Below are 23,493 nucleotides of genomic sequence, written 5' to 3'. Positions count from 1 at the left end.
CCTCCTATTTTTTCCCGGTGAGCACTGAAAAAGTCTTTTCTTCGTTAGGTTCAAGCATTACCAATGTACCCGCTTTCTTCGCGGCTAAAAATCCTTCCGGCCTGCAGGTAGCCGGCAGTACAAAAGCCGCCACCTGCAAATCCCCATTATACATGATCCATCTTGTCGCACAAGGAAAATCACTTGTTGAAAATTCTGTAGCGAATCCGTATCCCTTAGGAGAATCCATTTCAAAAACAGCCCTTGCCGCATATTTTTTGACATCGTCTGCCATAAATACTATTTCAGGATCATACATATCGGACTGTTCAAGTTTAGTCAGTGTTTTTCCTGTTTTTTGCATCTGTTTTATATCTTCATTATATTTAATCCATTTAGGAGTGGGCTTAACATGAGCGGGGATTGATTCACGCAGTTTAAAAGCTTTCTCGGGTATATTAGATGTAATTACGGCATTATCAACATATGCATAATTCATATGACACATATATTGAAGCGGCATCATTATGCTTGTAAGATTTTTTACCTTCATACCAATTTTTATCTTCGTACTGTTTCTATTCAGTTCAACAGATGGATTGGCAATATAGTGATAACCAAATCCCTGACAGTATTCATATTTTCCTGTTACAGTGATACCTGTTTCGTCTATTTCCAGCCATGCTTCATCTATTACTGCACAGGACATTTCTCCATGCATGATGTGAGTATCTTCTGGTGACGGACAACCGTTAGACAGCAATCCAGAGTGAAAAGCAAAACAACCATAAGTGTCTATTATGCATCCGGCCGGTTTAGGCTGAGAAAACATATTCTTCATTCGCAGGTCTATCCCATCAAAATTCACGTCCCATATAATCTGTCCCATATAGGGTAAAACTATCACATATCCGCGGCTGTTATTTATTTTTATAGCTTCTACACCAGACGAATAAATAAATATTTCTACCGTAAATTCCTCATTTTTAAAAATTTCCGTAGTTTTTGAGGTAAAAAAGCTGCGTTTTAAGAATATCTTATTTCTCATTTTCAAACACTCCTTTTTTAATCACGCTTCATTATGCATCTTTTTATAAAAATAATAACCGACATAGGCAAAACAGAAAAAATTGACGATAAAAGAAAACTGCATTGACCCCGTTATATCAGATACCAGCCCCTGTACAGCAGGAACACAGGCTGCACCTATTATCGACATCACCAAAATAGCACCAGCTGTTTCAGTATATTTTTTTTCAACAGAATCTAATGTTTCTGCATAAATAGTAGCCCAGCAGGGTCCCATCAGGATGCTTATGGCAACAGCTGCATACACAGCAGTGAAACTTGGTATAAAGGAAACATACAAAATCAATAAACATCCGATTACTGAATAGGCCAATAAAACTTTATTTGCAGAAAATTTTGCTATTAAGAAATTAGCTATAAATTTCCCTGCAAAAAAACATGCATAACTGATTACCATAAAGTCAGCAGCCATTCGTTCGTTTATACTTTTATCAAGTACCAACGCCAGCCTTATCGTAAATGACCAGACTGCGACCTGCATTCCGACATACAAAAATTGTGCGGCAATGCCTTTTTTGAATTTACTATTTTTTACAAGATATTTTAAAGTTTCAATAATTCCCACATTATTATTAATGCTATCATTTTTTTCGACAGTTTTACATTTAGGATATTTAGTAAAAAGGAATAAGACAAATACCGCCAATAAAATAAATATCATTATTCGGTACGGTTCCAATGTGTGCTGCAACATTTGCAGCTTAAACAAATGAAGCTGATCCGCACTCAGTCCAGCCATTTGTGTCGTTAAACTAGCTCCGTTTTGAAATATCAGATATTTTCCTAATAGTATCCCCGCAGCTGCACCTATAGGATAAAAAGTCTGGCTTATATTAAGCCGTAATGTTGCATATCGACGTGGTCCCAGCATAGTGCTGTAAGTATTTGATGCTGTTTCCAAAAATCCCAATCCTATTGCAATAGAAAAAACAGCAAACAAAAACATTGTATAAGTGGCCATAGTAGACGCTGGAAAAAATAAACTACATCCGACAATATAAAATATCAGTCCGCATAAAATTGCTGTTTTATAAGTAGTCTTTTTTATAACCATTGATGCCGGAATGGATATTAAAAAATATCCGCCATAAAAAGCACTTTGTACCAATGCACTAGCAAAATCACTTAAAACAAACACACTTTTAAATTGCGTTATCAGTATGTCATTCAGACTAGCAGCCGCTCCCCATAATGGGAACAGGCACGATAATAAAATAAATTGAAAAATCGGTGTTTTATTTAAATATCCATCATCGCATTGCAATAATTTTGTATCATTAATGCCCATCAAATTTCCCCCTGTAATTGCGGGTATACCGGAACAATGCTTTAAGTTGCCCAATATACCCAGTCGATTTTATCCTTTTACAATATCCACACCGTGGCTGGTTCCCAACCGTTGTGCTCCGGCAGCTATCATTTCATCGGCTTCTTTTCTATTGCGGATTCCACCGGCCGCTTTTATCCTGGCATTGTTGCCGACTGTTTTTTTCATAAGTGCCACATCTTGCTTTGTTGCCCCGCCCGTGGAAAAGCCTGTAGATGTTTTCACAAAATCAGCTCCGGCTGCCACGGCCAGTTTACAAGCACGTACTTTTTCTTCGTCGGTCAACAGGCATGCTTCAATGATAACCTTTGTTAATGCTTTTCCCCGTGCTGCATCCACTACCGCTTTTATATCATTCTTTACATATTCATTGTCAGCATCTTTTAACTTGCCCACTGAAATTACCATGTCTACTTCCGCTGCCCCATCGCTTATCGCCTGATTTGTTTCAAAAACCTTAACGGCAGTAGGCGTGGCACCTTGGGGAAAACCGATCACTGTGCATACATTCACACCGCTGCCTTTTAACTGTGCAGAGCAATAACTTACCCAAATCGGGCTGACACATACTGATGCGAACTTGTATTCTTTTGCTTCTTTCAGCAGTTTATCCAAATCTTTTTTGGTCGCATCTGTTTTTAACAAAGTGTGGTCAATAATTTTCGAGTAATCCATATTTACCTCCAAAATATTATCTATTTAAATTACGCTTTAATACTAACACTTTTGTGAACTTATGTAAATAGTATTTTGCAATTAATTTCATATTTAAATTATTTAATATATTTAATTAACAAACCATTGTAAATAAGGGAATAATTATATAATCATATTATTATTTAAATAAGAACAAATGATTATACCAAAATAAAAATAAATCCTGTATTGAAATTATGCAAAATAGTATCCATCTAATTTCAATACAGGATTATATAAAATCTAATCAAATCAATTCGTGTGCCGTATACTGATCAGTTATCAAAACATTTGCGAATTTCCCTATTAATGCTGCCTTAATGGCCGGTATCTTACGCTGACTGCCAGCGACAAGTATCCTCTTTTCCTTATTTTTCAATTCTTCTAGTTTTATTCCCACAGTTCGTTTATCAAGTGACTCATCACATAAGCTCCCGTCTGCATCAAAAAAACGAGAACATATATCACCTACAGCTTTTTGTTTTAACATTTTTTTATCTTTCTCCCCTATATATCCAAGGCGAAATAATAATGCATCATCCATCACTGTACCAACTGTAAATACTGCTATATTTGCCTGTCGTCCCAATTCCAAAATTCTTTTTATATGGCAGTCACTTTCTACTAATTCCTTTACTTTCACATTGTCAAACATAAGCGGCAATGGAAGGTACTGTCCTACCGTGGCAAACGCTTCCGAAAACAATCCTACTACCTCATATGCATAGGTATTACTTTGTGAATGGCTGACACCACCCTTCAGCTGTACTATCTGTATTCCTTTTAACGTCTTAGGCCGCAAATTAAGGGCAACATTATAAATTGTCAGTCCCCAGCTTACGCCTATTATATCTCCATCTTTAGTTATATCATACAGATAATCCGCACCTTTTGCGCCAATCGTTTTTTTGATTTCATCACGAGTATTAATAGGCGCATAAGCTATCTTAACATCCTCCAAATCATATTTATCCGCTATCAGCCGCTCTAAATTACCACTGTCTTCCACCGGATCAATAATATTTATTTGAACGAATTTTTTATCTCTGGCATATTGCAAAAGCCGTGAAACTGTTGGTCGGGAAATATTCAATTCAGTTGCTATCTGTTGCTGGCTATAATTAGATTTATAATACAATTTTGCTATGTCTATACTCAATTTTTCTTTATTATTTTCCATATTCTCCACCAACATAATAACCATATTTTTTGTTTTAAAAAAACTATTGCAGCAAAATGCCGCAATAGCTTTTTCCTATACTCAATGCATAATATCATCATAAGACACAGCACGTGTATGCTGTGTATGACTCCATTCATGTTCGTTGCGATGTAAAAATCCTAAAAATACAATTGGTATCCAACTGTATATGAACACCGGATACAAAATAAGGTACAGCCATGCTTTTGGTTTCACATGTATTTTAAGTAATATAATGATTGGCAATATATATTGTCCAAGGGTAATCACCGTTAATAGAGCCGACGGCAAAAACTGATACATATTCGTGAATATTGGGTGACCGATTCCCATCTGAATATAGCTCATTATGACAAAGAACGTGGAAATAAGCAGAAAATGAGGCTGCAATAAATGCAGACAGCCGTCCAATATGCGTATATCATGCTTTTTTATTCCCGCTTTAATCATTTTGGGGATAAAACGATGTGCCACATCAAACTGACCTTGTGCCCAACGCTTGCGCTGACGCCATGACTGCATAAAGGTAAGCGGTTTTTCATCATAAACAATGGCATCATGTGCCCATGTAGTTTTTATTCCTTCCACCAGAGCTTTCATCGTAAATTCCATATCTTCCGTAAGACAGGTAGCCCCCCAGCCATATTTGTGCAGTACATCAGTCGAAATGCACATTCCCGTACCGCCTAATACAGAAGATAATCCTATATTAGTCTTAGCCAGATGCCAAATATGGTCAATGACCCAGAATGCAATTGAAAATGTTCCTGATACCCATGTATCATAAGGATTTTTAGAGTCAAGATAACCTTGTATAACTCTGTCGCCTTTACATAACCGATTATTCATTTCTAAAAGGAATCGTTTATGTACCAGATTATCCGCATCAAAAATAGTAACTGCATCGTATTCTCGCTTCATTTTGAATAAACGATCAAACATCCATTCCAAAGCAAAACCCTTGCCGTGTTTTTCCTTATCAACACGTTCATGTACAGTTCCGCCATGATCTCTTGCTATTTGTGCCGTATTATCGGTACAGTTATCCGCAATAACAAAAATGTCATATAAATTTTTAGGATAATCCAGTTCTCTTAAATTATCAATCAGCTGACCGATAACAGCTTTTTCATTATGTGCCGCCACAATTATCGCAAATGTTTTTTGTGGTGTAAGAATTTTAACCTCTTTGCGCCGCCACAATCCAAAAAAGCCGATAAAAAAATAGTATATAGTGAACAAGAAGATAATCACTTGAATTGGCAGCATAATGCCATCAAGAACGTATGTCATCAGCAGTTTCCCCTTTGGCCGTATATCTTAAAATATATTTTGCCGCTAATAAATAAAGCCGCCTCATGCGATTTTATTGAAGATAGTATTTAAAATACCCAATACGGCATATGTGGAAAAGATAGCAAACAACACTGCAAACGGAAACGCAGAGCGGCACAAGTAGATAACACCCAGTGCAAACAGTAAAGATATAATAAGTGCTATAACATTTATTCGTTCACCGGTTCCCTTAAAATCAGGGTAATGTATACGGCTGACCATCAACAAACCAAGAATAATGACAACTACCGGTGCAGCATAACCAACCGCCATTGGCGGTATAAACGGCAAATTGGCAATCAACATAGTTGCTGTTGCTATTATGCAGCCACCTGCCGGAATAGGCAGACCCATAAAATAACCATGAACGACAGCAGCATTAATATTGAACCTTGCCAGACGCCACATACCACAGACAGCATAAATAACACCGGCAGCTATACTGAAATACAAAAAGTATTGCAGATTTGCCGGTGGTATTCCTGCTTTCATTGCCGCCATACTAACAACCGACAATGTAAACAGTACCGACATAACGCCAGGTGCTGTGCCAAATGAAACTACATCACACAGTGAATCCATTTCCTTTCCAAGTTCATTTGCCGTTCCCAGATAACGGGCTAAACGTCCGTCAAGTCCGTCTGCTGCCAGCGCCAGCAGAATACATATAGGGCCATCGATCAAAGGTCCAAATTTGACGCCCCCCATAATCATCATAAATATGGCCAGTATACCAAATACCAAATTTAACGATGTACAGATATTCGGTATCCATGCTTTACTCATTATTTTTTTATCCTCCCAATTATTGTTTCTCCGCCAACGACTTTATCACCCTTTTTTACAGTGATATCGACATTGTTCGGTACTACGACCTCTGTACAGGAACCAAATTTTATCAGGCCGTATAATTCACCCCTTGTCAATGTATCGTTCAATGTAACCCATGATACAATGCGCCGGGCTAAAATGCCGGCAATCTGCGTGACAGTTATCCGCATTTTGCCGTTATCTATACCAATCATATGACGTTCATTTTCAAATCCGACACTATTTTTATATGCCGGACGAAAACGACCGCAGGTATATTGTTGTAGTTTGATTTCGCCTCTCATAGGACTGCGGTTCACATGCACGTTAAAAACCGATAAGAATATTACTACTTTCTTGCAGCGGCCTTTAACAAAATCGTCATCTTCTACATCCGATACACTCATGACCTTGCCGTCCGCCGGTGAAACGATAGCGGTGTCATCGTCAGGTATTATTCTTTTCGGATTTCTAAAGAAGAATGTAAAAAAAGCAGCCAAAACACCTGGAACTATTGCTGCATAAGGACTTACAAACACATATGCAGCTGCTGCCAAAACCGTGGCAGCGCCGATGAATTTATATCCTTCCTTGACAATATTCATTTTTATTACCTCTTTATATATTTGAGAAAGCATTTGACTGACCAATTCACAGACTTATTAACCAGTGCTTTCCTAAAAACTAAATAATTATTCATGTATAGCTACTATTCCTCTATAACACACTAATTATAGTATAATAAGGTTTTTTTGTCTACTGATTATGGTGCTTTTTCCATAAATGAACGGCTCCGACAAATTTAGGCAGTGCCAATAAGCGGCCAGCCCGCTGCGGCTGCATTATTCCGCGAAACAACCATTCTAACTTTGCCTTTTGCATCCATAATGGCGCCCGTTTCATCACTCCAGCCATCACATCAAGAGTTCCTCCCACTCCAATGGAAAGCGGGCAGTTTAATTTCCCCAAATTTGCATACAGCCATTTTTCTTGTTTTGGAACCCCCAATGCCGCCAATAATATATGCGGAGCAGTGTCATTTATCCGATTGATTATCGCAGCGGTATCGGCATCAGTAAAGAAACCATTTCTGGTCCCGACAATATTTATTCCCGGATAATCCTGTTCTGCCTTAGCCTTAGCTTTTTCGGCGACTCCCGGTGCCGAACCGAAGAAAAAAATCCGCCAGTTTTTTTCTGGGGCCATCTTTAATAAATTCTGCACTAAATCAAACCCTGCAACACGTTCTGGCATAGACACGCCCAAATAATTAGAAGCCCATACCGTACCTGCCCCATCCGGCACTACTAAATCAGCTTTATTGAGTATTTCTTTCAGTTTTTCATCATGTGCTGCCCGCATGATCATTTCTGCATTAGCTGTGGCTATCATTGCTTTACTGTTTCCTTCAATAAAGTGCCCTGCTGTCTGCACAGCTTCCTGCATCGTCAGCGATGCCACCGTCACTCCTAATATATTGACTGTTGTAAACAATGTATTTCTCCTTTTAGTTAAATCTTTTATTTTTCTCAGTCCCACACAGGCTAGTAAAATATTTTATCATATTAGTCAAAGTATGGTAAACTATTTATCAGAAAATAATTCAAAAAGTATCTATGTTTTTTCTGCTGTCTTTACAAATATAGTATTTTCTGATATTGTTTGATAGATAGACCTTTTTTACAATTATTCATTTGGTCAACTCATTATAAACCATTACAACCAGGAGATTTAAAATGAAATTCATAGATAGAACTAAAGTCACGGTAAAAGCCGGTGACGGCGGCAACGGTAAATCTGCCTTCCGCCGCGAAAAATTTGTTCCTAAAGGCGGCCCCAGCGGTGGTGACGGTGGTAAAGGTGCCAACATTGTATTTATCGTTGACCGCAATATAAATACTTTACTCGATTTTCGCTATAATCGCAAGTTTGTCGGTAAAAATGGCGGCAATGGTGATATAAAAAATCAGTTTGGTAAAAATGCTCCCGATTTATTGATAAAAGTACCAGCAGGAACTATTATTAAAGATGAGGATACTGGTGTTGTTCTTGCTGATCTGACAGCTGAAAATGAAACTGCTCTCATCTGCTCTGGTGGACGTGGTGGACGCGGTAATGCCCGTTTTTCCAACAGTGCCAATCGTGCACCTACTTTTGCCGAGCTCGGTGAACCCGGCGAAAGCAAAAATTTACTTTTAGAATTGAAGGTTTTAGCAGACGTGGGACTTATTGGTTACCCCAGCGTCGGTAAATCCAGTCTGATTGCTGCAGTGTCAGCAGCCCGCCCTGAAATTGCCGAATATCATTTTACCACGTTATCACCTATTCTTGGCGTCGTAAATGTTGGTCCTGAGCAAAGTTTTGTTATGGCTGACATTCCCGGTCTGATTGACGGCGCTGCCGAAGGTGTCGGCCTTGGGCACGATTTTCTGCGCCATATTGAACGTACCAAAATATTAATTCATATAATTGATGCTTCTGGTATTGAAGGCCGTGATCCTGTGGATGATTTTCATAAAATAAATAAAGAACTTGGCTTGTACGCTGATAAATTAACAAAAATGCCCCAGGTTATCGCAGCTAACAAAATCGACCTGCCTCAGGCGCAGGAAAATCTGCCGCGCCTTATAGCTCTTGCGAAACAGGAAAAAATGGCATTGTTCCCTATTTCAGCTGCTACTAAGCAGGGTTTGTCTGATCTTATCAAGCATGTTTATACGATGCTGCTTAATTATACCGCTGTACCGGAAACAGAAGACTCAGTCAAATTGTACGATGTCACCAAAGATACAGCCGATGAAGTAAAAATTTCCCGTGATATGACCGGTGATTTTGTTGTTTCCGGCAAAGCAATAGAGAAGCTTGTCGCTATGACTAATTTTGCTAATGATGAGGCACTACGCCGTTTTCAATATATCTGGAGAATGAAGCAAATTGATAACAAACTTAAACAAAAAGGTATAAAAGAGGGCGATACGGTCCACATCGGTGCCATGGAATTTGAATTTAAGGAATAACCTATTTGGAGGATATATTTTGATTCGCAACACATTAACAGGAAAACAAAAAAGATTTTTGCGCGCTATGGGAACAAAACTTGAACCGGTCGTACAAGTAGGCAAAGAAGGTATTACACCTGCAGTAGTAAAAAGCACCGACGATGCCATAACTAAACGTGAAATAATAAAAATACGCGTTTTGCAGAATTGTCCGCAGGAACCTGATGATTCTATAAAACTACTGGCTGAACGAACTAATTGTGATCTGGTGCAGATAATTGGCCGCAATGCACTTTTATTCCGCAGGAATTTCAAAAAGCCCAAAGTAGAACTGCCTAAATAAATAAACTATTACATCAGCATTATTACGGAATGATTTATTGAATCAAGCTGTCCGCCTGTTTAAAAAGACTGACAGTCACTAATGAATGAAGGTAAGTATTATGACGGATAGAATCGGGCTTAAAAATGCCGGCCGCATCATCGTTAAAATTGGGACCAGCACCCTGAATTATCCCACAGGCAAACTCAATATTCAACGCATTGAATGTCTTGTACGGCAATTGGCAGATTTGAACAATAGAGGCAAAGAAATACTATTGGTCACGTCCGGTGCCGTCGGTGCCGGTTTGGCACGTATGAATAAAAAACATAAACCTGACAACGTCCCGGAAAAACAGGCATTGGCTGCAATCGGTCAGGGCATTTTAATGCATATTTATGAAAAATTATTCAATGAATATGGTCAAACCGTTGCTCAGGTACTTTTAACAAAAGAAAATTCTGTGCGCTATTCTCAATATATAAATTCCCGCAATGCACTTCTAGCTTTATTGCAAATGCAGGTCATCCCCATAATCAATGAAAATGACGTTGTAGCTGTTGACCAGCTAAAAATTGGCGACAATGATACTTTATCAGCAATTGTTGCCAGTATAGTCGATGCTGATGCACTAATATTGCTGACCGATATTGATGGTCTTTATGATAAGAATCCTCAGCTATATCCGGATGCCAAATTCATTGAAAAAATAACTAATATAACTCCGAAAATTGAACGGGCCGCCGGTGGCGCCGGTACAAAATTCGGCACAGGCGGAATGTACACTAAAATACAGGCAGCAAAAATTGCTACCAGTTCCGGTGTCACTATGGTCATTGCCAATGGCAGTCGTGAAAATATCTTAACTGATATAATTGCCGGAAGGAATGTTGGAACGATTTTCCCAGCCCGTGAAATGCATCTAAAACGCCGGAAAAGCTGGCTGGCATTTGGTAAAAATATTGCCGGCAGTATTACTGTCGATCATGGTTGTGAACTTGCCCTGGTCAACAACGGTTCAAGTATTCTGGCAGCCGGTATAACAGATTTTGATGGTGAGTTTGCAGCAGGAAACACTGTACGGGTATTGACACCGGACTCACGGGAAATCGCCCGTGGTATAATAAATTATGATTCTGCTGTATTAGCTAAAATTAAGGGCCATAACACGCGTGAATTTTCCTCCTTGATTACAGGAAAAATGTATGATGAAATTATCCATCGTGATAATATGGTTTTAATGACTTAGAGTATTTATTTTATAGAAGGGGGTTTTCTTTATGGAAATGATGGCAGCTTTAAACAAACAGGCTGCAGCTGCCGATGATGCGTCGCACAAATTAGCAGCTTTGTCAACACGGGAAAAAAATAATGCCTTGTCAGCTATGGCCGATTGCCTCGAACATCGACAAAAACTTATTTTAACGGAAAATCAATTAGATTTATCAGCTGGACGTAATGAAAATCTCAGTCCAGCTTTACTTGATCGTCTCATGCTCAATGAAGAACGACTTCACCAAATTGCCGATGGTCTGCGTCAAATAGCGGCATTGCCCGATCCTATCGGCGGCGGCATAATGGAAATGCGCCGTCCTAACGGATTGGACATAAGAGCAGTGCGTGTACCTCTCGGAGTTGTCGGAGTAATTTATGAAGCCAGACCCAATGTTACTGCCGATGTTATCGGACTATGCATAAAATCCGGCAATGCCATTATATTGCGCGGTGGCTCCGAAGCAATAAATTCCAATAGGATAATAAGTTCTATGTTAGCATTGGCTGCCTACCAAGCCGGTATTCCGGAAGGTGCCATTCAGTTCATTGATTCAACTGACCGAAGTATCGTAAACCAAATGCTTCATTTGCGCGAACATATTGATGTAATAATTCCCCGTGGCGGTAACGGTCTGATAAATTATGTTGTTAAAAACAGTACCGTTCCGGTAATTGAAACCGGCGCCGGTATCTGCCATGCTTTTGTTGATGAGGATGCCGACTTCAATATGGCTCAAAACATCATAATAAATGCTAAAACTTCCCGGCCGGCTGTCTGCAATACTATAGAAACACTATTGGTTCATAAAAATATTGCTGACAAATTCATCCCCATTATCGCCGATAAACTTGCCGAATATAAAGTTGAACTGAGAGGTTGTCCCCGTACGCAGGCTATTTATCCTGATATGACTGCCGCCTCACAAGAAGATTGGTCCACTGAATATCACGATTTGATATTATCAATAAAAGTCGTCGATAATGTCAATGCCGCTATAGAACACATTAATAAATATAATACTGGCCACTCGGAAGTCATAATCACCAACAATTATAATAATGCCCGTTTATTCCAAAAAGCCGTTGATGCCGCTGCCGTTTATGTAAATGCTTCCACCCGTTTTACTGATGGCTTTGAATTTGGTTTTGGCGCTGAAATAGGCATCAGCACGCAAAAATTGCACGCCAGAGGTCCTATGGGTCTCAACGCTTTAACTACTATGAAATATTTGATTGATGGGAACGGGCAGATCCGCTGATGAATAAACTATGCAGCTATCTGCACACTATACAGCAATATCTTCATACACCAAAGGGACAATATGATTGTCTCGATTACTTGAGGGCAATCTTATTTATGCTTATTATCATGCTGGTAATATATTTTTTACTAAAATCTTTAGCAGGAGCATTTCAATGAGAAAAATTGGTATTATGGGCGGTACTTTTGATCCCATACACTACGGTCACTTAATGACTGCCGAGGCAGTACGTGATGAATATAAAATGGAACAGGTTATTTTTATACCGGCAGCCAATCCACCCCACAAGGCAGGTCTTACTATCACTTCTGCTATTCATCGTTTTAATATGACTTTACTTGCAACATGTTCCAATCCTTATTTCGAAGTTTCTGATATTGAAATGCGTCGTTCGGGCCCATCCTATACTATTGATACTGTTGGGGAATTGATCAAAACATATCCACAGGACACCGAATTTTATTTTATTACCGGTGCTGACGCTGTCCAGGAACTGCCCACATGGGATCGTATTGAAGAATTACTGGATATGTGCCAGTTTATTGCAGCTACGCGACAGGGCTGTATACCTGATGTTGATGCCATAAAAAAACATTTTGGTGAATTGGGCGAAAAGCGTATTCACAAGCTCGCCACACCTGAACTGGAAATATCTTCCACCGACATACGCAATCGTCTGCGAAAGGGCTATTCTATAAAGTATATATTGCCCGAAACTGTTGAGCAATACATTCGCAAGGAACATTTATACCTTACCTAGTTGTAATTCTATAGTTTGTCAAAAAATCTGATATACGCTATAATTAATACAATGTGCTTTTATGAAGGGAGAAAATGGCATGATTGGCGATATTTTTCGACAAGAACGAGAAAAAAAGCAGCTCACTTTGAAGGACGTCGAAAGTGAAACAAATATACGAACTTTATATTTAGATGCCATAGAAAAGGGTAACTACAAAACAATTCGAGGTGAAGTATACCTCAAGGGATTTATCAGAACATATGCTAAGTATTTAGGGCTTGATCAAGATGAAATGTTAAACAAGTATTATGCTGAAAGGCAGCCTGCCGAACAACCGGCAGCTGGTGTACCTAACGTTGCTCCTGATAGAACACCTCAGGCAATCACCACTGAGACAGTTCCGCAAAAACCTGCTGTCTCTCTTGATCAGCGTATAAAATATCGTCGGAAAAAAAGAAACTTTTCCAACATCGTCTTTGGCGGAATCATCATAATAATAATAATTGCCTGTGCAGCTTATTTTATTTTCTCCTCATTTTCTACGCCAACATCACCTAATCCGGTACCTGCCAATCCATCTTCACAGACCACAGCTGCTCCACCGACTGCATCTCCTGTTGAAAAAACAAGTGGTGTGCATATAAATGCCGTCTTTAATGATAAATGCTGGGTAGACGTGACTATAGATGGAAAAACTGTCTTCAGCAAGACAGTCGATAAGGGTAGTTCCTTTAACTGGGACGGACAAAAAGATATTACTATGACTTTAGGCAATGCCGGTGCAGCAAAAGTTACCTTCAACGGCAAATCTATTGATAACCTTGGTGCTGTCGGTGCTGTCGTAACTAAAAAATTTGCCGATAATAAAGTGGAAGATATCAAAAAATAAAGCAGGTGTATCCATGAAGTGTCCATTTTGCGGAACTATTGACAGCCGCGTAATTGATTCACGCTCTGTCGATGACGGAAAATCAATACGCCGCCGCCGAGAATGTTCTGCATGCGGCAAGCGTTTTACTACATATGAGACAGTAGAAACCATTCCACTGTTCGTAATAAAAAATGACGGGCGCCGGGCTGTATTCGACCGCAACAAGCTGCGCAACGGAATTATCAGTTCCTGCTATAAAAGGGACATTCCAACTGAAACAATCATTCGTTTTGCTGACAATATTGAAAAAGAATTGCGCAATATGATGTCAACAGAAATTCCCAGCAAAAAAATTGGTGAATTAGTAATGGCGCGTCTCAAAGGCTTTGATGAAGTCGCATATATACGTTTTGCATCAGTCTATCGCAAATTTACTGATATTGATAACTTTGCCCAAGAATTAAAAGAATTGCGTGCTGCCAAGGGAAATAAATAATAAAAAGACTGTTGCCAAAACTGTTGTTAATCGGCATAATAGATATTATGCTATTGATACTTAAAGTTCTGGCAATGGTCTTTTTTATTTTTATATATTTTATCGCTGGAGGCATAAATTTTGTCATGGAAAATTAAAAGTTACCTGCAAAGTGTATTGCATGATGAAACCGGATACAGCATCTTTCCCACCGGTATCCGCACACGTTTTGCATTATGTTATCCCAATCAATACAATGTTGGTATGTCCAATTTGGGTATGCATATAATTTACAATCAAATCAATTCCCGCCCTGATACTGCCGCTGAACGTTTTTTCGTGCCCGATAAACATCTGCAAAAACAGTATGATCAGACTAATACCCCTCTTTTAAGTCTTGAATCACAGACTGCTTTATATGAATTTGCCATTATCGGCTTTGCCATATCATTTGAACTTGATTATTTCAATGTTTTGTCTATGCTGGAGTTGGGAAAAGTCTCACTTTTATCCAGTGAACGGGAAGATCATGATCCACTGGTTATTGCCGGCGGTCCCTGTTCCACTTTCAATCCCGAACCATTGTCATTATTTATCGATGCCTTTATCATTGGTGAGGGAGAAGAAACAATAAATAATCTTCTTGATGCCTATCTTGACTGCCGCAGTAAAAATATTTCACGTCATGATATTTTGTTGAAACTTGCCCATATTCCCGGCGTATATGTTCCATGTTTTTATCACCACTTTTACAGTGAATCCGGTTTATTATCGGCTATCGAACCACAAAATAATGTTCCATGCAAAGTTTCGCGGCAGTGGATAAAAAATATTGATGCATATCCGGCACATACTGTAATCAGCAGTAATAACACTGAGTTCAATTTTTATCTTATCGAAACAGCACGTGGCTGCGGCCGCCACTGCCGCTTTTGTATGGCAGGTTATTGTTTCAGAAAACCTCGCAACAGAAGCGTAGCTTCTATTAAAAAAATGATTTTAGCCGTCCCGTCACAAAAAAAAATTGGCCTGATGGGTGCGGCGGTTTCAGATCATCCCCAAATAGATACTATTTGTCAATTTATCAATGAAACCCACCATCCTATGTCTGTAGCTTCTTTTCGTGCCGATTCAGTCACGCAGCTGTTAGTTGACTCTCTTGCAGCCAGTGGTCAAAAAACCTTGACTTTAGCTCCTGAAGCCGGTAGTGATAAGATTCGCCGCATTATCAACAAAGGCATTGAAGATAAACACTTATATAGCGCAATGGATATGGGAATAAAAGCCGGTATTAAAAATTTCCGTTTGTATATAATGGTGGGACTGCCGGAAGAAACCTTTGAAGACACAGAAGCAATAATTACTATGGCATATAAACTGCGAGCTTATATGGACGATCACAATGCCCATGGTAAATTGACTTTGAGTATAAATCCTTTTGTGCCGAAGCCATTCACTCCTTTCCAATGGCTGCCAATGGCTGATATCAAATCAACCTCTATCATATTAAAACATATCAAAAATACTTTGAAAAAAGATCGACGTATTGAAGTACTGACAGAATCTTCGAGAGAATCATGCCTGCAAGGCATTCTGGCCCGTGGGGACCGGCGCATTTCACAAATTCTGCTTGAGACATATAGATCCGGCAGTTTGAAATTATTGCCTAAAGTAATGAAACAGCACCTTATCGATGAAGATTTTTATCTTTATCGGCAGCGCTGCACTGATGAAATTCTTCCATGGGACACTTTGGATATGGGAGTAAAAAAATCCTATTTTATTCATGAATTAGAAATGGCAAAACAAGAAAAACCTACCTTGAAATGTTTTGAAAATTGCCGGCGCTGCGGTGTTTGCTGAAAGGAGCTGCAAATGTACAATAATAGTTTTCCATCTGTATATACAATTGATTTACTTAACAAATATCGAAAAAATTTTATTCATGGCATCTCTACCCGCATTGGCGGGGTCAGCGACTCTTATTACAAATCATTAAATCTGGGTCTGCATGTTGCTGATGTCCCTGATAAGGTAATTGAAAACAGGCATATTTTTTGTTCACAGCTGAATCTTTCCCTGCAAAATACTGTGTGTTGCGAACAAATACATGGTACTCATGTTCATATTGTGACCAAGGTTGATCGCGGCAAAGGTACACTTAGTCTTAATGACACTATTGCCGGTACCGACGGATTAGTAACCGATGTTCCCAATACTCCATTAATGCTTTTTTTTGCCGATTGTGCACCACTTTTGATATATGATCCGGTACATAAAGCAGTTGGTCTTTCTCACGCTGGCTGGCGCGGGACTGTTGGCGATATCGCCGCCAGTACATTGCACACAATGCACAGGGCTTATAAAACCAATCCACAAGACTGTATTGCCGGTATTGGTCCTTGCATCGGACAGTGTTGTTACGAAATAGGTAATGAAGTTGCTGACAAGTTTGCTGCTTTATTTAATGATTCCGCTCATTTTACCCTTGACCACATACTAGTTAAACAAAATGACCGTTATCATCTTTCACTTTATGAAGCCAATAAGGCACTGCTCACAATACATGGCCTTTTATCTTGCAACATTGCTGCTGAAAGTCCATGCACCAGCTGTAATTCTTCACTTTTTTATTCATATAGAGCCGATAAGGAAAAAACTGGCCGTCATGCTGCTGTAATTTGTTTAAATAACATTTAAATTTTATTGTTAAAAGGGTATAATTATTGCAGGAAAACCTTTTGTTTAAGGGGAATTTATTATAGTTAACATTAAAGACGATGATCATTGGCCGTAATCTTATCGTACAGGCGAATTATTCTGTCTTTAAAGGAGTATATATTGATGATTAAAGAAAATCTATTATCAGTGGAACAATGCATTATTGAAGCTGCTAAAAAACGTCAGGCGACAATGTCTAAAAAAATCAAGTTAATTGCGGTAACCAAAAATCATACCGTTGCTGAAATGCGTGAAGCTATTGATGCCGGAGCTGATACAATCGGTGAAAATCGTGTTCAGGAAGCTTGGGAAAAATACGGACAGCTTGACCGTCAGGTTGCCTGGCATTTAATCGGACATTTACAAACTAATAAGGTAAAGCATGCTGTAAAAATGTTTGATTTCATTGAATCGGTCGACAGTATTAAACTTGCTGAAACCATAGATAAAGAAGCCGCTAAACTGAATAAGATACAAAATATACTGATCCAAGTCAATTTAGTAAAAGAATTAAGCAAGACTGGAATATATATCGAAGATTTAAATGCATTGCTTCAGGATGTAGATAATCTGTCATCATTAAAACTGCAGGGTCTTATGTTTATTGCTCCAAATTTGGATAATTTGGAGCAAGTCCGGCCAATGTTTAAAAAGATGTACACATTATTTGAAAAAGTAAAACATCTGCATTTCCATAATGCCGATATCCGTTATCTTTCTATGGGAATGACACATGATTATAAAATTGCTGTAGAAGAAGGAGCCAACATTGTGCGTGTAGGCACCGCAATATTTGGCCCACGCCAATATTAAGGAGGATTATTATGAGTTTGTTCGATAAGTTTGGCAGCAAAATAGGCCTTAACGACGATAAAAACAAGAATTCCGATAGTATGCAAGACAGAGATTTTGACGGTGATCCGTCCGAATACAATGACATGAATAATCAGGATAATATTGTGGATTTTCAGTCAGCAGCCTATTCTGCCAACAGTGGTTCAGCCGGAACAAATCGACAAATGAAAGTTATTATTATCGAACCGGTTTCCTTCGATGACGCCCAGCAAATTGCCGACCATATTAAGGCACGCAAACCGGTAGTTCTGAATTTTGAAAATACCAATGATGATACTACTAAAAGGATCATCGATTTTATTAGCGGTGCCACATATGCTTTAGCCGGCGATATAAAAAAAGTAGGTCAACATATATTTTTATGTGCCCCTAACAATGTAAATGTGACTTTTTCCGATCCGCCATCCCGTCGTTCGCAACCATCTCAGGATGATAAACTTCCCTGGGAATAATTTTATATTAATAATACTGGAGTGATTTTAATGAAAATAGGATTTATCGGTGGCGGCGCCATGGCTGAGGCCATAGTATGCGGCATTACCTCCCAAAATTTACTGCCGGAAAAAAATGTCTTTGTTTCCGATCACAAAGCCTCCCGCTGTGAATACTTAAAAAATAAATATAATATAAATGCTTATGTTGGTTCCGACAATTTTATTAAAAACGTTGATGTTCTTATATTGGCCATAAAACCGCAAACGGCAAAAAAAGCAATTGATGAGATAAAAAATACTGTCAATCCGACCACAATGATAATTTCAATTGTAACCGGATTAACTTTGTCCGTCTTAGAAAAATCATTCCCGCAAAATCCGGTTGTTCGGGTTATGCCCAATACACCAATGGCTGTGGGAGCCGGCATGTCAGCTATTTCACTTGGCTCGCATGTAAATGAAACCAACAGTGTTACTGCTGAAAAAATATTTGCTGCTGCAGGTGCCGCAATAATTGTTGAGGAAAAATTGATGGATGCTGTTGCCGGTTTATCTGGAAGCGGTCCTGCTTTTATATTTATTATTATTGATGCCTTATCAGACGCTGGTGTAAAAGCCGGACTAAAACGTGATGCCGCAATAAAACTCGCTGCCCAGACCGTTCTCGGTTCAGCAAAAATGGTGCTTGAAACAGGGCTTCATCCTGCGCAATTGCGTGATCAAGTAACATCTCCCGGCGGAACAACCATCGAAGGTGTCCAGGTAATGGAAGAACATGGTGTTCGCGGTGCTTTAATCGACACTGTAACAGCAGCTGTTGTCAAATCCAGATCAATGGGGAAAATCTAATGGCTGATCGTGAAAAAATAATCCGTTTTTATAAAGGTACCGAGGGTGAAATTTATGCTGTTCATCTCCTCGATAATGCTGAAGCTGTAAAAAAAACACAAAAATTCCGCACAAGTGATTTTTTAGATCCTTACGGACAGGAAATCGCTGAGACTATTGCGGCAAATTATCCTGACATCCGCGTTGAATTCAATGGTGGTTATGATGGTGCTGAACGTCAATGTGCTATTTTTATTCATTCAGACTTTCCCGGAAAAATAAACGTTGACCTTAAAGTAATTGAGGCTGCCTGGAATGATAAATTTTATCATCTTTCCCATCGTGATGTACTTGGCGCTTTGCTTGGTCTGGGTGTAGACCGGTGCCATATCGGTGACCTGCTCATTACCGCCGGCAGTGCTAAAATAATCTGCACCGCTCAAATAGGTGACTTTATTATCAACAATCTTACACAAATAGGTGCCGCTGCTGTATCCTGCTCTTCTGGCAGCCTGATGACCATCCCGGCCAGAGAAGAACGCTGCAAGGAAATTTCAGCTACAGTCGCTTCACTGCGCATTGATTCCATTGCTGCTGCCGGTTACGGTGCTTCCCGCAGCAAAATGGCTGCGGATATCGAATCGGACAAATTGAAATTAAACTGGCAGCCGGTAACAAGTCCTTCACGCACTGTAAAAGCGGGTGACATTATTTCTATGCGTGGTCGCGGCAGACTGGAAGTCACCGCGATAAGGGGAAAAACTAAAAAGGGCCGTACCGGTATATTACTGAAACGATATATATAAAACTTGGAGATATTATTATGTTTATAGCATGTATCGCAGCTATAATTATTGTTGACCAGTTGGTTAAATTTTATGTGCAGGCAACAATGCTGCCGGGAATGTCATTTCCCGTTATTAAAAATATATTCAGCATCACTTACATCCAAAATGCCGGCGCTGCTTTCGGCATTCTCGAACATCAACGCTTCTTCTTTATTGTCGCCACACTGTTCATACTTTTGGGTAGTGTTTATTTTTATCCTTATCTCAAAAAACAACCGTCATCTATCCGACTGGGCTGTGCATTATTGCTTGGCGGTGCTGTCGGGAACCTGATTGACCGCATACGGTTAGGTATTGTTGTAGATTTTTTTGATTTTCATATCTGGCCGATTTTTAATATAGCTGATATAGCAATCGTCAGCGGCGTTATAATAATAATGTATTATATTTTAACAAAAGGATTGCCTGAGTAATGGAAACATATGAATATCGCTCTGAACAGGACGGACAGCGGCTTGATTTATTTGTGGCTGCACAACTTGATAAATTGTCCCGCTCCAATATCCAAAAATTGATTGCAACAGGAAATGTATCTGTCAATGGGAAAAATGTCAAAGCCAATCATCGCATAAAGTACAGTGACTTGATCCGCGTCAGCATCCCTGTTCCGCAGCCACTTACCATCAAACCAGAAAATATTCCACTCAATATATTATATGAGGATTCTGATATCATCGTTATAAATAAATGCCGGGGCATGATTGTTCATCCTGCACCGGGTGTATACAGCGGAACACTAGTCAATGCTCTTTTATATCACTGCCATGATCTATCGGGTATAAACGGCATTATCAGACCCGGAATTGTGCATCGACTTGACAAGGATACATCCGGAGTCATGGTTGCTGCAAAAACGGATGCAGCTCATTTAAGCCTTGCCAAACAAATCAGCAGTAAAACTGCAACACGCTGCTATCTCGCTATAGTCAACGGTAATATCAGTGAAACTGCCGGACAAATAAATGGCAATATCGGCCGCCACCCGGTGGACAGAAAGAAAATGGCTGTATTAATCGATAAAGGTAAACCCGCCACAACTTTATTTAAGACTCTGGAACATTTTCGCCAGTATACACTGGTAAAATGCCGACTGTTAACAGGTCGTACTCATCAAATTCGTGTACATATGGCATATATCGGCCACCCGCTGCTTGGTGATCCGACTTATTCAAAATGTAAAAAACCGCTTGATAAACTCATAATGGGACAAGCACTGCATTCCTACACTCTGCAGCTGCACCATCCTGTCACCGGTCGGGAAATGCTTTTCACCGCTCCTATTCCGGACGATATGAACCATTTAATCAATATATTACACAACGAGATTGGATGTGGCAAAAATGACTCAGCTTATTGATAAAACAGTTTTAATGGATAAACAGGGCATCCATCGTGCTTTAACTCGTATTGCCCATGAGATAATTGAAAAAAATAAGGGCGTACAAAATTTGATTCTCGTTGGTATACGCACCAGAGGTGTTCCCTTAGCCAAACGATTATCTGACGAAATTGCCAATATTGAACCGGCAACAGTACCGGTAGGTACATTGGATATAACATTATACCGTGATGACTTATCAACACTTGCTTATCAACCGTTAGTCAAAGAAACAAAGCTGCCTTGTGATATCACAAAAAAAACCATCATTCTTGTTGATGATGTTCTTTATACCGGACGCACTATTCGAGCCGCATTAAATGCACTTACTGATCTGGGTCGGCCACATGCTATTCAGCTGGCTGTCTTAATAGATCGAGGACATCGTGAACTGCCTATACGGGCCGATTACGTCGGAAAAAACGTCCCTACAGCGGCTGCTGAAATAATCAGTGTCCAGCTTGATAGCATTGATAATAATGAACAAGTAATTATCAGGGAATCAAAAACTACTTAATTTCTGATATAATTATATCCATTGTAAACAAATACTATTATTGACGTATTAAAACAGGCTCTAACTTGTATAAAAATAAGATTAGAGCCTGCTTTTCTTATGATATTTCCTGTAAATCACCAAATAACAAAATTTTTGCATTATTTAAAAAGTTGACATTGGTGTCATAAAGGTATAAATTATAGTTATGGACGATTACTGTTTTAGTAATATGGGTGTTTTTTTACTATTATTGCAGCAACTATATTTAACAAACACAGGAGATTTCATTTATTTGCCTTAATTGCACGATATCAAATAAATAACACTTCAGCTGTCTATTCTTGATAATTTAATACAGCAATAAATTGTATTAATATATGGGCTAAAGTGTTGACATAATACCAATATTCTTAGTGCTGGCATCAGAAATCTTCTGATTCCAGCACTTTTTCATAAGGGAGCACGATAAATTGAATTATTTTGAAACACGTTTAAACGCCGGTGATAATACTTTTAAGGAACTTTTTCATCGTTATCCGTATAACCCAATTCTTACAGCAAAGGATTGGCCATACCCGGTAAATGTAGTTCTTAACCCAGCTGCTACTTTTTTTGACAATAAAGTTTTATTATTAGCCCGAGTAGAAGATCGGCGAGGTTTTTCCCATCTTACTAAAGCAATCAGTGATGATGGAATAAGCAATTGGACAATTGACAGAACTCCTACTCTTTCTTCCAGTAATGAACATCCTGAAGAAGCCTGGGGTATTGAAGATCCACGTATCACCTATATTGATGAATTAAAAAAATATGCTGTTACATATACTGCATACTCATCGTGCGGACCGGTAGTCAGCTTGGCGCTTACTGATGATTTTGTTGATTTTGAACGCATGGGTCCAATTATGCCACCGGAAGACAAGGATGCCGTACTATTTCCCTGCCGGTTTAATTCACACTGGATACTGATTCATCGTCCTATAGAACACGGTGCCCATATCTGGGTTTCCTGCTCAGAAAATTTAAAATACTGGGGCAATCATAAAGTCCTCATCAATGCTCGCGGCGGCAGCTGGTGGGATGGCAGCAAAGTCGGCATAAGTGCCCAACCTTTAAAAACGGACCGCGGCTGGTTAATATTGTACCATGGCGTACGTGAAACTGCTTCAGGGGCAATTTATCGTCTTGGGTTTGCTCTGCTTGATCTCGAAAACCCATTAAAAGTTTTACATCGCAGTGACGAATGGGTATTTGGACCACAGGAATATTATGAAAAAGAAGGCGATGTCCGGGATATCGTATTTCCGTGCGGCTGGTTGCTAAATCCGAATGACAATAAAATTAAAATGTATTATGGTGCCGCTGATACTTGTATCGCCCTTGCTACAGCTTCATTAGATGAAATTCTATCTTATATCGAAAGTTGTCCCACACCAGAAAATTCATAATCAGGTTTATATCTCGTAATTGCCGTAAATTAATCTCAATCTTATCAATAGCGGTTTATATTTCGCTTGTTGTGCATGAAATGAAAGAAGGAATTGAAC

25 protein-coding genes are annotated in these 23,493 nt (G+C 39.2%); 17 read left to right on the top strand and 8 right to left on the bottom strand.

The window, feature by feature from the left end; genetic code table 11:
- Positions 1-4: 4 nt before the first annotated feature.
- From I6751_RS07870 to I6751_RS07835, 8 genes are all read right to left on the bottom strand, one after another.
- The gene (locus I6751_RS07870) at positions 5-1,027 is read right to left on the bottom strand and encodes an aldose 1-epimerase family protein (RefSeq protein ID WP_196591156.1); all 1,023 of its coding nucleotides are present in this window, start codon (positions 1,025-1,027) and stop codon (positions 5-7) included.
- 21 nt (positions 1,028-1,048) lie between these two features.
- A complete protein-coding gene (gene fucP / locus I6751_RS07865) occupies positions 1,049-2,356 on the bottom strand; it encodes an L-fucose:H+ symporter permease (RefSeq protein ID WP_182188202.1) in 1,308 nt (435 codons plus the stop codon).
- 69 nt (positions 2,357-2,425) lie between these two features.
- Entirely contained in the window at positions 2,426-3,070 is a 645-nt protein-coding gene (deoC, locus tag I6751_RS07860; RefSeq protein WP_196591155.1) for a deoxyribose-phosphate aldolase, read from the bottom strand.
- Between the two features lie 268 nt (positions 3,071-3,338).
- A complete protein-coding gene (locus I6751_RS07855) occupies positions 3,339-4,271 on the bottom strand; it encodes a sugar-binding transcriptional regulator (RefSeq protein ID WP_196591184.1) in 933 nt (310 codons plus the stop codon).
- Positions 4,272-4,352: 81 nt separating this feature from the next.
- Positions 4,353-5,585, bottom strand: coding sequence for a glycosyltransferase family 2 protein (locus tag I6751_RS07850; protein ID WP_196591154.1), 1,233 nt, complete (start codon positions 5,583-5,585; stop codon positions 4,353-4,355).
- Positions 5,586-5,648: 63 nt separating this feature from the next.
- Positions 5,649-6,416 carry a CDP-alcohol phosphatidyltransferase family protein gene (locus tag I6751_RS07845; RefSeq protein ID WP_182188637.1) on the bottom strand — a complete coding sequence of 256 codons (768 nt, stop codon included), beginning with the start codon at positions 6,414-6,416 and terminating at the stop codon, positions 5,649-5,651.
- Positions 6,413-7,042, bottom strand: a complete 630-nt coding sequence (locus tag I6751_RS07840; RefSeq protein ID WP_196591153.1) for a phosphatidylserine decarboxylase family protein — start codon at positions 7,040-7,042, stop codon at positions 6,413-6,415. Before I6751_RS07840 ends, I6751_RS07845 begins: the two co-directional genes overlap by 4 nt.
- Before the next feature lie 151 nt (positions 7,043-7,193).
- A complete protein-coding gene (locus I6751_RS07835; protein ID WP_229711465.1) occupies positions 7,194-7,931 on the bottom strand; it encodes a WecB/TagA/CpsF family glycosyltransferase in 738 nt (245 codons plus the stop codon).
- A 242-nt stretch (positions 7,932-8,173) separates the two neighbouring features.
- On the opposite strand from I6751_RS07835, the gene obgE reads away from it, so the two are divergent.
- The 17 genes from obgE to I6751_RS07750 all read left to right on the top strand — a co-directional run bounded on the left by obgE (position 8,174) and on the right by I6751_RS07750 (position 23,394).
- Positions 8,174-9,454 carry a GTPase ObgE gene (gene obgE, locus I6751_RS07830; RefSeq protein WP_196591152.1) on the top strand — a complete coding sequence of 427 codons (1,281 nt, stop codon included), beginning with the start codon at positions 8,174-8,176 and terminating at the stop codon, positions 9,452-9,454.
- 19 nt (positions 9,455-9,473) lie between these two features.
- The gene (yhbY, locus tag I6751_RS07825) at positions 9,474-9,779 is read left to right on the top strand and encodes a ribosome assembly RNA-binding protein YhbY (protein ID WP_182188196.1); all 306 of its coding nucleotides are present in this window, start codon (positions 9,474-9,476) and stop codon (positions 9,777-9,779) included.
- Positions 9,780-9,879: 100 nt separating this feature from the next.
- Positions 9,880-11,007 carry a glutamate 5-kinase gene (proB, locus tag I6751_RS07820; RefSeq protein WP_196591183.1) on the top strand — a complete coding sequence of 376 codons (1,128 nt, stop codon included), beginning with the start codon at positions 9,880-9,882 and terminating at the stop codon, positions 11,005-11,007.
- Between the two features lie 31 nt (positions 11,008-11,038).
- A complete protein-coding gene (locus I6751_RS07815) occupies positions 11,039-12,292 on the top strand; it encodes a glutamate-5-semialdehyde dehydrogenase (RefSeq protein WP_196591151.1) in 1,254 nt (417 codons plus the stop codon).
- A gap of 157 nt (positions 12,293-12,449) precedes the next feature.
- A complete protein-coding gene (nadD, locus tag I6751_RS07810; RefSeq protein WP_196591150.1) occupies positions 12,450-13,055 on the top strand; it encodes a nicotinate-nucleotide adenylyltransferase in 606 nt (201 codons plus the stop codon).
- A gap of 79 nt (positions 13,056-13,134) precedes the next feature.
- The gene (locus tag I6751_RS07805; protein WP_196591149.1) at positions 13,135-13,926 is read left to right on the top strand and encodes a helix-turn-helix domain-containing protein; all 792 of its coding nucleotides are present in this window, start codon (positions 13,135-13,137) and stop codon (positions 13,924-13,926) included.
- Positions 13,927-13,939: 13 nt separating this feature from the next.
- A complete protein-coding gene (gene nrdR / locus I6751_RS07800) occupies positions 13,940-14,404 on the top strand; it encodes a transcriptional regulator NrdR (RefSeq protein WP_182188191.1) in 465 nt (154 codons plus the stop codon).
- A gap of 120 nt (positions 14,405-14,524) precedes the next feature.
- Positions 14,525-16,246, top strand: a complete 1,722-nt coding sequence (locus I6751_RS07795) for a TIGR03960 family B12-binding radical SAM protein (RefSeq protein WP_196591148.1) — start codon at positions 14,525-14,527, stop codon at positions 16,244-16,246.
- A gap of 12 nt (positions 16,247-16,258) precedes the next feature.
- Complete coding sequence (gene pgeF, locus I6751_RS07790; protein ID WP_196591147.1) at positions 16,259-17,083, top strand: peptidoglycan editing factor PgeF; 825 nt, start codon at positions 16,259-16,261, stop codon at positions 17,081-17,083.
- Between the two features lie 144 nt (positions 17,084-17,227).
- Positions 17,228-17,917, top strand: a complete 690-nt coding sequence (locus I6751_RS07785; RefSeq protein ID WP_196591146.1) for a YggS family pyridoxal phosphate-dependent enzyme — start codon at positions 17,228-17,230, stop codon at positions 17,915-17,917.
- Positions 17,918-17,928: 11 nt separating this feature from the next.
- Positions 17,929-18,411, top strand: a complete 483-nt coding sequence (locus I6751_RS07780) for a cell division protein SepF (RefSeq protein ID WP_196591145.1) — start codon at positions 17,929-17,931, stop codon at positions 18,409-18,411.
- A 30-nt stretch (positions 18,412-18,441) separates the two neighbouring features.
- On the top strand, positions 18,442-19,242 hold the full coding sequence (proC, locus tag I6751_RS07775; RefSeq protein WP_196591144.1) for a pyrroline-5-carboxylate reductase: 801 nt from the start codon (positions 18,442-18,444) through the stop codon (positions 19,240-19,242).
- Positions 19,242-20,027: a YlmH family RNA-binding protein gene (locus I6751_RS07770; RefSeq protein WP_196591143.1), complete on the top strand. Its 786-nt coding sequence runs from the start codon at positions 19,242-19,244 to the stop codon at positions 20,025-20,027. Before proC ends, I6751_RS07770 begins: the two co-directional genes overlap by 1 nt.
- 17 nt (positions 20,028-20,044) lie before the next feature.
- Positions 20,045-20,482 (top strand): signal peptidase II, encoded by a 438-nt coding sequence (lspA, locus tag I6751_RS07765; RefSeq protein WP_196591142.1) that lies wholly within the window; start codon positions 20,045-20,047, stop codon positions 20,480-20,482.
- Entirely contained in the window at positions 20,482-21,426 is a 945-nt protein-coding gene (locus tag I6751_RS07760) for an RluA family pseudouridine synthase (RefSeq protein ID WP_196591141.1), read from the top strand. The genes lspA and I6751_RS07760 overlap by 1 nt, the downstream gene beginning before the upstream one ends.
- Positions 21,410-21,964 carry a bifunctional pyr operon transcriptional regulator/uracil phosphoribosyltransferase PyrR gene (gene pyrR, locus I6751_RS07755; protein ID WP_182188635.1) on the top strand — a complete coding sequence of 185 codons (555 nt, stop codon included), beginning with the start codon at positions 21,410-21,412 and terminating at the stop codon, positions 21,962-21,964. The genes I6751_RS07760 and pyrR overlap by 17 nt, the downstream gene beginning before the upstream one ends.
- A 452-nt stretch (positions 21,965-22,416) precedes the next feature.
- Positions 22,417-23,394, top strand: a complete 978-nt coding sequence (locus I6751_RS07750) for a glycoside hydrolase family 130 protein (RefSeq protein WP_182188182.1) — start codon at positions 22,417-22,419, stop codon at positions 23,392-23,394.
- Positions 23,395-23,493: the final 99 nt, after the last annotated feature.

This window comes from Pectinatus frisingensis (assembly GCF_015732285.1).
In the GTDB taxonomy this organism is placed as follows: domain Bacteria; phylum Bacillota; class Negativicutes; order Selenomonadales; family Selenomonadaceae; genus Pectinatus; species Pectinatus frisingensis.
Note: the sequence above shows the minus strand (reverse complement) of the source record. Positions and strands in the feature narration are given on the sequence as shown.

Coding starts and splice junctions, on each gene's coding strand:
- I6751_RS07870 (WP_196591156.1), bottom strand. CDS start 1,027: ATGAGAAATAAGATATTCTTAAAACGCAGCTTTTTTACCTCAAAAACT.
- fucP (WP_182188202.1), bottom strand. CDS start 2,356: ATGGGCATTAATGATACAAAATTATTGCAATGCGATGATGGATATTTA.
- deoC (WP_196591155.1), bottom strand. CDS start 3,070: ATGGATTACTCGAAAATTATTGACCACACTTTGTTAAAAACAGATGCG.
- I6751_RS07855 (WP_196591184.1), bottom strand. CDS start 4,271: ATGGAAAATAATAAAGAAAAATTGAGTATAGACATAGCAAAATTGTAT.
- I6751_RS07850 (WP_196591154.1), bottom strand. CDS start 5,585: ATGACATACGTTCTTGATGGCATTATGCTGCCAATTCAAGTGATTATC.
- I6751_RS07840 (WP_196591153.1), bottom strand. CDS start 7,042: ATGAATATTGTCAAGGAAGGATATAAATTCATCGGCGCTGCCACGGTT.
- obgE (WP_196591152.1), top strand. CDS start 8,174: ATGAAATTCATAGATAGAACTAAAGTCACGGTAAAAGCCGGTGACGGC.
- proB (WP_196591183.1), top strand. CDS start 9,880: ATGACGGATAGAATCGGGCTTAAAAATGCCGGCCGCATCATCGTTAAA.
- I6751_RS07815 (WP_196591151.1), top strand. CDS start 11,039: ATGGAAATGATGGCAGCTTTAAACAAACAGGCTGCAGCTGCCGATGAT.
- nadD (WP_196591150.1), top strand. CDS start 12,450: ATGAGAAAAATTGGTATTATGGGCGGTACTTTTGATCCCATACACTAC.
- I6751_RS07805 (WP_196591149.1), top strand. CDS start 13,135: ATGATTGGCGATATTTTTCGACAAGAACGAGAAAAAAAGCAGCTCACT.
- nrdR (WP_182188191.1), top strand. CDS start 13,940: ATGAAGTGTCCATTTTGCGGAACTATTGACAGCCGCGTAATTGATTCA.
- pgeF (WP_196591147.1), top strand. CDS start 16,259: ATGTACAATAATAGTTTTCCATCTGTATATACAATTGATTTACTTAAC.
- I6751_RS07785 (WP_196591146.1), top strand. CDS start 17,228: ATGATTAAAGAAAATCTATTATCAGTGGAACAATGCATTATTGAAGCT.
- I6751_RS07780 (WP_196591145.1), top strand. CDS start 17,929: ATGAGTTTGTTCGATAAGTTTGGCAGCAAAATAGGCCTTAACGACGAT.
- proC (WP_196591144.1), top strand. CDS start 18,442: ATGAAAATAGGATTTATCGGTGGCGGCGCCATGGCTGAGGCCATAGTA.
- I6751_RS07770 (WP_196591143.1), top strand. CDS start 19,242: ATGGCTGATCGTGAAAAAATAATCCGTTTTTATAAAGGTACCGAGGGT.
- lspA (WP_196591142.1), top strand. CDS start 20,045: ATGTTTATAGCATGTATCGCAGCTATAATTATTGTTGACCAGTTGGTT.
- I6751_RS07760 (WP_196591141.1), top strand. CDS start 20,482: ATGGAAACATATGAATATCGCTCTGAACAGGACGGACAGCGGCTTGAT.
- pyrR (WP_182188635.1), top strand. CDS start 21,410: ATGACTCAGCTTATTGATAAAACAGTTTTAATGGATAAACAGGGCATC.